The following is a 12,463-nucleotide window of genomic DNA, read 5'->3' on the forward strand; positions in this document are numbered from 1 at the left end:
TGAAAAAAAATCACTGTGCTATTGATTTGAATTGTTAAACTAGCCTGAATTGAATACGGAGAATTGACATGCAACTGATGCCACTACCCAAGCAAATTTTGCAATGTGGGCGTTTAAGTCTGGATTTATCACAAGCACATGTCATGGGTATCTTGAATGTCACTCCTGATTCATTTAGCGATGGTGGGAAGCATGATCAAAAAGATCAAGCTGTTGCTTATGCCAAGCAAATGATTGCTGATGGTGCGACAGTGATTGATGTTGGCGGTGAATCTACACGCCCGGGTGCATCTGTAGTCGAGATTGCCGAAGAAATACGTCGTGTTGTTCCTGTGGTTGCTGAATTAGCCAAATTGGATGTCATTATTTCAATAGATACCTCACAGCCCGGAGTCATTCGTGAGGCGGTTAAGGCTGGTGCACATATTTGGAATGATGTCCGTGCCTTAACTCGTCCACATGCCTTAGAGACTGCTGCAGAGCTCAATATCCCTGTGATTATTATGCATATGCGAGGCGAGCCAACCACAATGAATCATCTTGACCAGTATGAAGATGTTACTCAAGAGGTAATTGCTGAATTACAGCAACGCGTAGATGATGCACTACAGGCAGGAATTCACCCTAAAAATATCATGATAGATCCTGGTTTTGGTTTTGCTAAAAATGCGCAACAAAATTTAAAGCTTCTCAATGAGTTTTATCAACTGAACAACATGGGTTATCCAATTTTATCAGCCTTATCACGTAAGCGCTTCATTGGTGAAGCTTTAGATGGTGCAGATGCCAATCATCGTGCTGTAGGTAGTGTTGCTGCACACTTGCTCAGTATTCAACAAGGCGCGTGTATGGTGCGTGCACATGATGTAAAAGCAATGTCGGATGCAATTAAAGTATGGCAAGCCATGCGCTCTGCAATTTAATGATGAATGATCAATAGCCTCTAATATTGTTTGATCTTTTTTTTAAATTTAGATCATCTACATCTGAAAAATTAATCAGTTAAATTGCCTGATCAATTTGGTGAATTGTATGGTTTGTGTTATATAAGCGCGTGAATTGCTGTTTTATTTTAGGTTGCAATGTTTAACGATCTACTTCTCCCAATGTTCGATGATGAATATTATCCAGATATTCTAGTTGCTGAGGTTAAGCAACTTATTGAAAATTTTGCTAAAAAAGTGGTAAAAACCAGCTTCAGTGATGCAGAAATTTATTCTATGGCAAAACTGACTGTGACTGAAATTAATGAAATGAAGCCACAGTTTGAGGATCTTGATTCTTCTTTGGATGGTACTGCAGCAGATTATATTGCTGAAGCAATGATGATGGTGGTACAAGACCAAGGGTATCTTGATATTGAAATGGAAGAGCTTGTTGCAAATAGAGAGTGGTAAGCCACTCTCTTTTTTTGCTATCGATTTTTAGAGATAAATAGGGGAGAGAGCTTAATTCCTTACTTATTTACGATACTTATTAAGCTGATTTTTTCGATAAAAACATAAATATGTATTAATTTTAAACATTTAAATATCAATTGCTTAAAGTATGATCATTGGTGTGTTTCAATGCTTGACGTAGGGTAGATAACTTTAGATAATGCGCACACAGTTTATGGCTATGTAGCTCAGTTGGTTAGAGCACCGCACTCATAATGCGGGGGTCACAGGTTCAAGTCCCGTCATAGCCACCATTTTTATAGACCATGCTCACTGCATGGTCTCTTTTTTTGTGCATCATCAAAAGATTAGTAGATACAGATAAAAATTATCATCATGTATGAATATTTAGAACACTGAAAAAATCCAGTTGAATATTTGATTAAGCTTTTTCTGCTAAATAATTTTCTATAAATCTTTGTGTTTGCGTGTCAAGGTAGAATGGCGCAATCAAGGATTGAATGATCTCATCCAATAAGCCATGTTGATCCAAAGCACCTAGTGTATGTGGAATAAAGCGATCTGCTTCGATAAATAAATCGTTTTGATCTAAGCCAACAGAGTGTAGTAATTCTTGTAAGCTATATTCGCCAAAGTATTCATGAAATGCTTCGACAACATTTAAAATGACCTGTTGCATATATTCTGTTTGACGTAATTCTTTCCAAGTTTCATAAACAAGAATAAAGAATTCCTCAAAATCAATGGATTGAACTTGAGAGAAAGCCTCTTTTAATGAGCGTTGCTTAACTTCATTCCAAACATGTGTAGCGATATCTGCCAGGTCTTCATTAGGCAGTAGAATGATATTGCTGAGTTGGCTACGGATAGCAGTTGCGAGTTGTTGTTCTAATTTAAGCTCAATATTGTGTTGTTGATCTTGAATAAAGCTGATGACTTTAGCGCCAATACGGTTATGTTTCACTGTGTATTGACGTAGCTGGTTGAGCCAAGGGGTGTTGCTTTCTAAAATCTGATTGGCAAGCTGTAGGCTAACCTGTTGAATCTGCGGGTTGTGCTGTAAGTTTTCTTGAATATAGTCTCTTAATTGTTCTAATTCTAAGATTTTAAACATCCACAGTTCAAAAGATTCATCTGAGAGTAGATCATTGAAAATGGTTTGACTATGAATGGCATATTGATGAATTTTTTGAGCGACGACACCGATAAATTCAAGAATATCTGCGCCTAAATTCAATTCAAAAGCATATTTTTGCACTACAGACTGGAGTTGCTCAAGTTGAATCACATTTTTTAAAAGGATTTTGTCTGCATTTTGATAGGTTTGGGAAATAAAATTTTGAATAAATTGCGGATTTTTTTGATCTAAGAGTTGTTTTTTAATAAAGCGAACTTGCTCAAGCAATAATGCTTGAGCAAGTTCCTGAGCAAAGCTCGAAGGTGGAGGTGAATTATTCACATTCACGAGGCTTATACACCTGCTTTCCAGCCATTTACAATCGGATAACGGCGTTCACGGCTAAATGCGCGTGAGCTAATACGTGGTCCAATTGAACCTTGACGACGTTTGTATTCATTGCGGTCGACAAGCTGAATGACTTTTTCCACGATTGCACGTTCAAAACCTTTGGCAATGATGTCTTCTTGGCTTTGTTCTTCCTCAATATATGCATATAGAATGGCATCAAGTACATCATAAGCAGGTAAAGAGTCTTGGTCTTTTTGATCAGGACGAAGTTCTGCTGATGGTGGACGAGAAATAACCCGTTCAGGAATCACAGGCGTTTCAGAAATACTGTTACGGTACTTAGCCAATTCAAAAACAATAGTTTTATAAACATCTTTGAGTACAGCAAAACCACCTACCATATCGCCATACAGTGTGCAATAACCGACAGAAAGCTCAGACTTATTGCCTGTTGCTAGCACAAGGTTACCAAACTTATTGGACAAGCCCATAAGCAATGTACCACGTGCACGCGCTTGAAGGTTTTCTTCGGTTGTATCCGCAGGTGAGTTACCAAAGAATGGGAATAAGGTTTGCATAAAGCTATTTACGATAGGATGAATTTCAGCAAAACCAAAAGTAACACCCATACGTTTTGCTTGTTCAGTTGCATCTTCCACACTAATTTGTGATGTGTAGGTATAAGGCATCATCACGGCTTGAACTTTATCTGCGCCAATCGCATCAACTGCAATTGCCAAGGTTAAAGCTGAGTCGATACCGCCCGATAGTCCTAAAATCACACCAGGGAAACCAGAGCGTTGTACATAGTCGCGTGTTGCTAAAACCAAAGCTTGATAGATCTCAGCCATAGTGTTTAATGCTGGTGCAGCTTCAACCACTTGATAGGTTTTGTTTTCTATTTGGTAGTCAGCAAAGTAGAGATCTTCTTTAAAGCTTGGTGCTTGTAACGCAACTTCACCTGAATGGTTAATAACAAAACTGGTCCCATCAAAAATGAGATCATCTTGACCGCCCACTTGGTTGATATAAACCACATTGAGATGGAGCTGTTTTGCCAACTCTTTTAATGTTTCGATACGATGTTGCGGTTTGCCGACTTCATAAGGTGAAGCATTCAAGACCAAAACACTTTCCACATTGAGTTGAGCAAGCTGTTGAACTGTATTTAAAGACCATACATCTTCGCAAATCAGGACCCCGAACTTATGACCTAAGTACTCAAATACAAGATGTTGATGTCCCTCATTAAAATAACGCTTTTCATCAAAAACGCTGTAATTAGGAAGATTTTGTTTGTTGTAGACCCCTAAAACTTGTCCATCTTTCATCACTGCAGCAGCATTGTAGCGTTGACCATCGTCTGTAAGATTGGCAAAACCAAATACCATCACGATGTCTTTAACAGTAGACAGTTTCTCGAAAGCTTGTGCAGTACGCTTTGCTAGGCTTGGGCGTAAAAGCAAATCTTCGGCAGGGTAACCGATTATAGAAAGTTCAGGGAAAACAACAATTTCAGCATTCTGTTTTTTTGCATCATTGGCTTGTTCAATCATTTTTTGAACGTTCGACTCAATATCACCAATGAATGGAGAGAATTGCGCGAGAGCAATTTTAAAACTTTTCATTTAAACCAAATCCTATTCCAATAGGGTAATTTATACACAAGTTGTTGATTTTTAAAATGTAGTTATTCAACATATGTGTATAGATATCACAGAAATTGCCAAAGGGCGAAACTATAAAATCATTAAAAAATCATCAAAATCTTTATTTTCTTGCAAGGCAAAAATTTCAGACATTGAGTATTTTAACTAAAAAAACGTCAGAAGCTAGTAATTCATCAAGTTTATTCAATACACCATCAATGACCTCATGAATTTAGTGTATTTTTTTTATAGAAACTAGTGATTTTTCATTATTTTTTGAATTTTATATTGGAAAGGATTAGCTTTAATTTATTTTTGTGAAATACATCACTTAAATTGTTTAAATTAGCATCAAAACAAGGGACTTAAATAGAATGATTGACTGCATTTTTATCCAGAATAATATTTTCAATTCGATTTAAATAAATATCTTTGGCAATATCGCCTTGTTGCTCAATATTGTAATCGAAATAAGCTTTTCCTTGAATGAGGGTGTAGCGATAAGGGTTATATTTACCAAAACTCAGGTAAAGTGCGGACTGTAAAATCGCCCCCTTCAGTAATACATTTTCATGACGCTGATATTGATAAATATGGGCCATTTCATGAATAAAAACAGCTTGATAACCCAAGCTCATACAGGAAAAGTCTTCACAATAGTCTGCATCTTTTAAGTGAATATAACCATTGGGCGCCATCAAAATACCAACAGGCTGCCACGGTAAATAAGGATGATTCATCACCTTGACTTGGCTGTAGTCAATTAAATCTCCAAATACACTTTGGCTAATACGAATTTCACCCTCCGTCAATTTACGATACTTGAATTGATCCAATTGAAGAAGCTGTACAAAGCGCCAAATGAAATTGAACATTGTTTTATTTTGTGCTGTGTAAAAAGTACATCATGAAGTTTAGCACTGATTCAGTGTGACCCAAAGATTAACTGTGGCCCAGATACACCACGATAAAAAAGCTCTCTATTGTTATATGTGCTGACATGAACCTTTTCTTGTTGCCTGATTTCAGTAATGTAGAGCATCCGTGGTTAAGGGTTGGCATACCTAAGATTTAAATCATGATTTAAGCCAAAGCTGATGACTTGTCCGCAAAGGTCATTATTTATCAGTAGAGGCAAGCTCAGGCCTTATTTGTCAGACACTTTATTGAATAGTCATAAATTGCCAATGGATTGACCTGAAATGTCAGTGGTATTTGAATCCAGATGACTTACTTTTCCAACATAAATAGGATTTTTTTACTTGAAATGTGAATTTGAACTGGTTTTCAGTCAAATCCTTGATCCCTAAATAAACAATAGGTGCTTCATATGTTACTTGCTAAGCCTGTCAAAAAAGTGTTTGCAAAAGCTTTTCCAAGTCGATTGCCTAATTTAAAAGATCAGATTGCGAATATCCCGATTCGTCACTTCAATTTTAAATTTAGCCCGGATGAGTTGGATGTTAAATTTTTTATGCAAAAAGAGTGGGCGACTGCTTATTTTGCCGCACTGTCAATTTTTTTGACCTATGGTGAAGAGTTGGTGATCGAAACCGCACGACATCATCGTGATCAAATACAAGACCCTGTTTTAAAACAGCGTCTAACCAGTTTGATTGGGCAAGAGGCAATTCACTCAAAAGTCCATGAAGAATACAATGAAACCATGATTCCAAATAATTTGCCTGTACAGTTATATCGGTTTTTAGCAGAACAGGTTTTTAATCATACTTTTTTAAAATTCCCACAACCTTTAAAGCTTTCAATGATGGCTGGGATTGAGCATTTCACCGCTGTCTTTGCTCAATATGCCATGACGCATCAAGACATCTTTAATCATTCTCTTGATGAAAAAACACGTGCTTTATGGTTATGGCATATGCTGGAAGAGTCTGAGCATAAAGATATTGCTTATGATACTTATCAAGTGCTTTCTGCAAATTATCCATTACGAATTTCAGGATTCTTTATTGCGTTGATTACTTTGGGTCTAGGCGTAGGTGCTGGCGCATTGATGTTGCCATTTTTACGACGTCCAATGAATAGCTTTAGTCTAAGTTTTTGGAAAGAGGCAAAGGGCAGTTGGGATTTATTATTTAGTCGAGACAATGGTGTTTTTGGTAGCAGTTTAGGCCATATTTTTGATTATTTGCGTCCAGACTTTCATCCTAATGATCATGATACAACTGAGCTTTTAGAATATTTCAAAAAAGAATTACTTGATCCTGAAACAGGCACACTCACCCCTTATTTTGTTAAAGCGTTTACCCCTGCTTTACGGATGTAATTTTATTCAATCTTAGCATTCAAATTTTCTATTCAATATAAAAACGATGTTGTAGATCGATACTGAGCTTTTCCATCAATTTTTGAAGGAAAAGCTTTTTTTTAAAAGCTGTGATTTTAACCAAGCACTTTATAAAAATTGTTTTTAAGGGACATTCTTTATCAGTGGAGGCAACTCTTAAAAGTGATTGTCTGACAATTATCTAAGGTTGTCATAATTTGCAAACCGAATGAATGCATGTGCCAATGGTAATTGACAAAGCATGTCGTAATTTTTAGCCATCAAAGTAGAGTTTTTACTCAAAAGGCGATCTGTAGCTCATCAGCGTAAAGACGATGAAATGGATTGCCATATTAAATGAATAAAGAGTACCAGCTATGTTCGCTAAGCCAATTAAGAAAGCCGTTGCTAAAGTTTTTGCTGCGGCACCATTCAGTCTGGAAAATCAAACGCCGATTATTCCAATTCGTCATATGAAGTTTGATTTTGATCCAGCGCAAGTAGATCACCGATTTTATATGGATGCAGAATTGGCAAGTGCATATTTTGCGTCATTGTCGATTTTCTTAACTCGTGGTGAAGATCTTGTGATTGATACTGCTCGTTATCATCGTGATTTCATTACTGATCCATTATTGAAGCAACGTGTTACTTCATTGATTGGTCAAGAGGCGATTCATTCAAAAATGCATGAAGAGTTAAATGACGCTTATTTAATTCGTGATTTGCCAGTAAAGCTGTTTCGTACTTGGGCTGGCTGGGCGTTTGAATATGGGTTTGAGCGTCTTCCACAACCGATGAAATTGTCGTTGATGGCTGGTATCGAACATTTTACTGCGGTACTTGCAGAATACATGATGAATCATGAAGAAGTGTTCTTCCGTTCGCAAGATGAAAAACAACGGGCAATCTGGATGTGGCATATGCTTGAAGAATCAGAGCATAAGGATATTGCTTTCGATGTGTTTCAAGAATTATCCAATAACTATTTATTACGTATTGCTGGATTCTTTCCCGCATTGATCACGATTTTGGTGCTGATTTCAGCTGCATCATTTTTAGTTCCTTTTTATCGCAATCCTAAGAACCTGATTAGCTTACGTTATTGGAAAGAGATTCCATATAATTTTCGCCTGATCTTTGGCTTAAAAGATGGTGTTTACGGCAGTAGCTTTAAACATATTTTTGATTATCTTCGTCCCGATTTTCATCCAAATGATCATGATACATCTGAATTTTTGGACTATTACAAAGAGAAACTGCTGAATCCAAAGACAGGTCTTCTTACGCCATATTTGACGAAAGAATTTTATCCTGCATTGCGTTCATAAAAACCTAAAAGAGATGGATTTAAAGTTTATGGGTATTTTTTCTAAAAAAGTTAAGCCGAGCCAAAATGCTTATGCGGTCGTGACTGGCGCAGGCAGTGGCATTGGACGTAGTTTTGCAATGGAACTTGCAAAACGCGGAGGAACAATTGTTTGTGCTGACATAAATCTGGATGCAGCCAAAGAAACAGTCAGTTTGATTGAATCACAAACTTCAGCTAAAGCATTTGCTGTGCAATGTGATGTGGGGGTGAAAGAGCAAGTAAAAGCACTTTCAGAACAAGCCGAAAAATTAATGAATCATCCTGTAAGCCTGATCATTAATAATGCGGGTGTGGGGCTGGGTGGTAAGTTTGATGAAGTTTCACTGGACGATTGGCAATGGTGTATGCATGTCAACCTTTGGGGGGTTATTCATGGTTGTCATTATTTTGTTCCTCAGTTTAAGCAACAAGGTTATGGGGCAATTATCAATGTTGCTTCAGCTGCGGGCTATACAGCAGCTCCCGAAATGACTGCTTATAACGTAACAAAATCTAGTGTGCTGGCATTGTCAGAAACCCTTTCAGCAGAGCTTCGCGGTGACAACATTCGAGTGAATGTGCTGTGTCCAACATTAGTGCCTACAAATATTATGAAAAATGGTCGTTTGCCTGGTCATTATGCGGGTTTAGCAGATGATTTACTGATGAATCATGCATTTACCACCAGTGATCAGGTGGTGATTAAAACCTTAAATAACTTGGATGCAGGCAAGCTGTACACCATTCCTCAGCCAGATGCAAAACTGTTTTGGATATTAAAACGTGCATCACCCACCTTATATGCCAAAGCGCTGGGTATCGGATATCCATTATTTAATAAATACATCAAATAAGCTGCGAGTAAATCAAGATGACAACAGAAACAACTTTAGCTACACTGCCTAAAGAGAAAAGCGTAGAGCAAAACTCAACCCAAACTACAGTTCAAGACATTAAACAGGTGACTCAATCGAATACAGCACAAGACAAATCGCTTGAAGCAAAACAGCTTAAAGAAAAAGTGCCTGTAGAGAAGCAAGTTGAGGCAAAGACTGTTACAAAGCCAGCGAAAGCAAATCACCCTAAAGCTGAAGTCCAAACTCCAGCTAAAGCTAAAAATAAGCCTGAGGTAAAAGTTGAAACACAAATAAGCGCTCAATCTAAAAAGCTTGAACAATCGGCTGAAGAAAAAGCGCCAAAGACTCAGCACAAAGAAGCTGTGCACATCTATGACACCATCGTGGTTGGTGCGGGTATTTCAGGGATTGCTGCTGCTTATAAAATGAATCAAGCAGGCTATAACGATTATGTGGTACTTGAAAAAGCCAGTCGTGTGGGGGGAACATGGCGCGACAATAATTATCCAGGCTGCGGTTGTGATGTACCCTCAGCACTTTATTCATTTTCTTTCTCACCAAGCCATAAATGGAGTCATTTATTTGCCAAGCAACCAGAAATTCTAAGCTATTTAGAAGAGGTGGTGGAAAAATATGACCTTGGTGAGAAAATTGAATTTAATAATGAATTAATCAGTGCCAAATGGGATGAAGCACAACATATTTGGCACTTAGAAACATCTAAAGGTCAATATCAAGCCAAGACAGTGATCTTTACGACAGGACCGATTACTGAGCCTGCTTTGCCGAAATTAAAAGGAATTGAAAGTTTTAAAGGTGAAATGTTCCATTCAGCACGTTGGAATCATGATTATGATTTAACCGGTAAGCGTGTTGCAGTGATTGGTACAGGGGCGTCTGCAATTCAGTTTATCCCACAAGTACAACCTTTAGCGAAACAGCTGATCGTATTCCAGCGTACAGCACCATGGGTACTACCCAAGGCGGATATGGAGTTAAACGAAACGGTTAAAGGGATCATTTCTCGATTCCCAATCATTCAGCAAACTTGGCGTAATAGCATTGCACAGATTTTAAATGGGATTAACTTTGGATTGCGTAATCCTAAAGTATTGGAACCCGTGAATTTCCTGAGTAAGCAATTACTCAAACTGCAAATTAAAGATGAAACCTTGCGTAAAGCAGTAACACCGAACTTTACTATTGGATGTAAGCGCTTATTGTTTGCAAACAATTATTATCCAGCTCTACAACAAGATAATGTGAGTCTGATTGCACATGGTTTGGTTGAAATTGATGGAAATACAGTGGTTGCAGCAAATGGTGAACGTCATGAAGTGGATGTGATTATTTGGGGAACAGGCTTTGAAGTTTCACATCCTCCAATTGGTAAACGAGTTTATGACAGCAATGGTCAAGTCCTTGCTGAGCGTTGGAAAAATAGTTCACCTGAAGCATATTTGGGTGCCAGTATTGAACATGTACCGAATGCGTTTTTGGTCCTCGGTCCAAACATTCTGGTATATGATTCATTTATTGGTATCGCGGAAGCACAAGTCGGCTATATTGTTGATGGCTTGCTAAAAATGCGTGAGCAAAAATTCACTCGCTTTGAAATCAAAGCGGATGTGCTTGCCCAGCATAATAAACGTCTGCAAAAACATTTAAAAACCACTGTATTTAATGCGGGTGGGTGTAAGTCTTATTATCTGGATGAAAATGGTCGTAACTTTGCAGCATGGCCATGGTCATTGCAACAATTACGTAACCAATTAAAACAACTAGATTTAAACCATTATAGTGTGAGTAAAAAATAAGTTTAGTGTTCAATTGCTGAACACTTTTTATGAGAGCCCTAAATTGATTTAGGGCTTTTATTTTTTTGTCTTGTGCGACGATGTAATCCAAAAATAATGATTTCAGCTAGGATTAGATTGACCACCCAACCTAACCAAGATTCTAACTGATAGATGTGAATTGGGGTTAACCAATCAAAATAAGGTTGTAACTCATAAAGCACGATTTTCCATGTCCTTAAGCTTAGCGCTGAAAGACTTAGTGCAAAACTACGGATCATCCAGTCACGATGTAAAATCCAGCGCTTTTTCAATAAAAAGTATAAAGCGGATAGGGTGGTGATCGCCCAGAGTGAACTTAATAAGACAAAGCTGATTTGTGTGGATAATCCTCCAGCCGCTGAAAAAGCTAAAATTAAGCCACTGGGTAAAGACAGCCCCAAAATGGTGATGATGTAGAGCCAACCACTCCAGTGATGAATTCGGGGATAACGCGTGCGAAAGACACGGAAAAACTGTGTAAATCCAGCGATGAGTACAAAACTACTGCTGATCACATGGATTTTAAAAGCCGCCTGCCAAGGTTGAGTATTGACTACATCTTGCTTTAACAATAGAAAATGCTGATCAGTTTGCCATGGGAAATATTGTAGACAAATTGCCACCATGAGATAGCATAAATAAGCGTAGATCACGAGTGAAATTAGACTCAAGCTTGAATAGGCCAAGTTAGTTTTTGTTTTGTTCATCACTGCTTATAATGGAATGGTGATTGAGAAATTATAGTGGAACATAGGTTGAAACAGCATATTTATGTTTGGGTATGGCATAGATTTTAAAATAAACCACAGAGAATCCTGATTTATTTATCTTAAAGTAGATCACAAAGCAAACAATTTAATCTAAAATCAATGTGAAAATGCATCCAATATCTTCATAACAAATAGGTATAACAATGAATAAAAGTTTAATCGCACTCGTCGGATTAGGAATGATTGGTTTCCAGAATAGCTATGCACTGGATATTCAACAGTTGCAAAAATCTTGGTCTGGAAAATATGATGAGCAGAAAATTGCTGTTTTCATCCAATCTATCGATCGTAATCAGGTCAAAGGCTATAGTGTTCTCGGTAAAAATAAACAAAATTTCTCAGGAAAAGTACAGACAACTTCACAAGGCTATAAAATTACCGCAACAGAAAGCGGTGCTAAAGCAAGTAGTGGTGTGTTTACGTTTACTGTAAAACAGAATCAGCCGAATGTGTTGGAATCTAGTTGGGAATCTACAACGGCTAAGGTTAAACCAAAATATTTTGATTTAAAGCCGCAACAGTGTCGCTATCAAAAAGATGTCGGTGATTATCCAGTTGCATCACAACGTTTATTAAAAGATGAGGATCTACAAATTCCTCCTGAAGAACTGGACTGGATGCGTAATGAAATTTATGCGCGTCATGGTTATTCATTTGCCAATAAAGAGATTGCCTCTCAATTTGCTAACGATAATTGGTATATGCCATGCAGTACCAATGTTGAAAATCAATTAACTCAGATTGAAAAGACCAATATCCAGCGTATTAAAAAAATTCGCCCGTATATGGCGAAAATGGAATGGGGTCGTTGATCAATATTTTGATCATATCTGGTTTAAATGA

General features: G+C 37.6%; 11 protein-coding genes and 1 tRNA gene. 8 read left to right on the top strand and 4 right to left on the bottom strand.

Annotated features, from left to right (window positions below; all coding sequences use genetic code 11):
• The first annotated feature begins 68 nt into the window (after positions 1 to 68).
• From folP to ASC84_RS20785, 3 genes are all read left to right on the top strand, one after another.
• On the top strand, positions 69 to 923 hold the full coding sequence (folP, locus tag ASC84_RS20775) for a dihydropteroate synthase (RefSeq protein ID WP_004717318.1): 855 nt from the start codon (positions 69 to 71) through the stop codon (positions 921 to 923).
• Positions 924 to 1,082: 159 nt separating this feature from the next.
• The gene (locus ASC84_RS20780; RefSeq protein WP_056518106.1) at positions 1,083 to 1,397 is read left to right on the top strand and encodes a DUF5713 family protein; all 315 of its coding nucleotides are present in this window, start codon (positions 1,083 to 1,085) and stop codon (positions 1,395 to 1,397) included.
• A gap of 219 nt (positions 1,398 to 1,616) precedes the next feature.
• A tRNA-Met gene (locus ASC84_RS20785) sits at positions 1,617 to 1,693 on the top strand.
• Between the two features lie 128 nt (positions 1,694 to 1,821).
• Here the strand turns inward: ASC84_RS20785 and ASC84_RS20790 are convergent.
• The 3 genes from ASC84_RS20790 to ASC84_RS20800 form a co-directional block, all read right to left on the bottom strand.
• A complete protein-coding gene (locus ASC84_RS20790) occupies positions 1,822 to 2,865 on the bottom strand; it encodes a hypothetical protein (protein ID WP_056518108.1) in 1,044 nt (347 codons plus the stop codon).
• A 5-nt stretch (positions 2,866 to 2,870) separates the two neighbouring features.
• Positions 2,871 to 4,496: an NAD+ synthase gene (locus ASC84_RS20795; RefSeq protein WP_056518110.1), complete on the bottom strand. Its 1,626-nt coding sequence runs from the start codon at positions 4,494 to 4,496 to the stop codon at positions 2,871 to 2,873.
• Between the two features lie 386 nt (positions 4,497 to 4,882).
• Positions 4,883 to 5,392, bottom strand: a complete 510-nt coding sequence (locus tag ASC84_RS20800; protein ID WP_056518112.1) for a hypothetical protein — start codon at positions 5,390 to 5,392, stop codon at positions 4,883 to 4,885.
• Between the two features lie 455 nt (positions 5,393 to 5,847).
• On the opposite strand from ASC84_RS20800, the gene ASC84_RS20805 reads away from it, so the two are divergent.
• From ASC84_RS20805 to ASC84_RS20820, 4 genes are all read left to right on the top strand, one after another.
• On the top strand, positions 5,848 to 6,804 hold the full coding sequence (locus ASC84_RS20805) for a metal-dependent hydrolase (protein WP_034612484.1): 957 nt from the start codon (positions 5,848 to 5,850) through the stop codon (positions 6,802 to 6,804).
• A 377-nt stretch (positions 6,805 to 7,181) separates the two neighbouring features.
• Positions 7,182 to 8,135: a metal-dependent hydrolase gene (locus ASC84_RS20810; RefSeq protein WP_004717305.1), complete on the top strand. Its 954-nt coding sequence runs from the start codon at positions 7,182 to 7,184 to the stop codon at positions 8,133 to 8,135.
• A 28-nt stretch (positions 8,136 to 8,163) separates the two neighbouring features.
• On the top strand, positions 8,164 to 9,009 hold the full coding sequence (locus ASC84_RS20815) for an SDR family oxidoreductase (RefSeq protein WP_034612488.1): 846 nt from the start codon (positions 8,164 to 8,166) through the stop codon (positions 9,007 to 9,009).
• A 293-nt stretch (positions 9,010 to 9,302) separates the two neighbouring features.
• Entirely contained in the window at positions 9,303 to 10,829 is a 1,527-nt protein-coding gene (locus tag ASC84_RS20820) for an NAD(P)/FAD-dependent oxidoreductase (protein WP_056518211.1), read from the top strand.
• A 38-nt stretch (positions 10,830 to 10,867) separates the two neighbouring features.
• Here the strand turns inward: ASC84_RS20820 and ASC84_RS20825 are convergent, their stop codons facing one another.
• Positions 10,868 to 11,557 carry a DUF2306 domain-containing protein gene (locus ASC84_RS20825; protein WP_056518114.1) on the bottom strand — a complete coding sequence of 230 codons (690 nt, stop codon included), beginning with the start codon at positions 11,555 to 11,557 and terminating at the stop codon, positions 10,868 to 10,870.
• A gap of 206 nt (positions 11,558 to 11,763) precedes the next feature.
• Here ASC84_RS20825 and ASC84_RS20830 point away from each other — a divergent pair, with 206 nt between their 5' ends.
• Entirely contained in the window at positions 11,764 to 12,432 is a 669-nt protein-coding gene (locus ASC84_RS20830; RefSeq protein ID WP_034612492.1) for a YARHG domain-containing protein, read from the top strand.
• The last annotated feature ends 31 nt before the right edge of the window (positions 12,433 to 12,463 follow it).

This window comes from Acinetobacter sp. Root1280 (assembly GCF_001425285.1).
GTDB classification, from domain to species: Bacteria; Pseudomonadota; Gammaproteobacteria; order Pseudomonadales; family Moraxellaceae; genus Acinetobacter; species Acinetobacter guillouiae.

Coding starts and splice junctions, on each gene's coding strand:
- folP (WP_004717318.1), top strand. CDS start 69: ATGCAACTGATGCCACTACCCAAGCAAATTTTGCAATGTGGGCGTTTA.
- ASC84_RS20780 (WP_056518106.1), top strand. CDS start 1,083: ATGTTTAACGATCTACTTCTCCCAATGTTCGATGATGAATATTATCCA.
- ASC84_RS20795 (WP_056518110.1), bottom strand. CDS start 4,496: ATGAAAAGTTTTAAAATTGCTCTCGCGCAATTCTCTCCATTCATTGGT.
- ASC84_RS20800 (WP_056518112.1), bottom strand. CDS start 5,392: ATGTTCAATTTCATTTGGCGCTTTGTACAGCTTCTTCAATTGGATCAA.
- ASC84_RS20805 (WP_034612484.1), top strand. CDS start 5,848: ATGTTACTTGCTAAGCCTGTCAAAAAAGTGTTTGCAAAAGCTTTTCCA.
- ASC84_RS20810 (WP_004717305.1), top strand. CDS start 7,182: ATGTTCGCTAAGCCAATTAAGAAAGCCGTTGCTAAAGTTTTTGCTGCG.
- ASC84_RS20815 (WP_034612488.1), top strand. CDS start 8,164: ATGGGTATTTTTTCTAAAAAAGTTAAGCCGAGCCAAAATGCTTATGCG.
- ASC84_RS20825 (WP_056518114.1), bottom strand. CDS start 11,557: ATGAACAAAACAAAAACTAACTTGGCCTATTCAAGCTTGAGTCTAATT.
- ASC84_RS20830 (WP_034612492.1), top strand. CDS start 11,764: ATGAATAAAAGTTTAATCGCACTCGTCGGATTAGGAATGATTGGTTTC.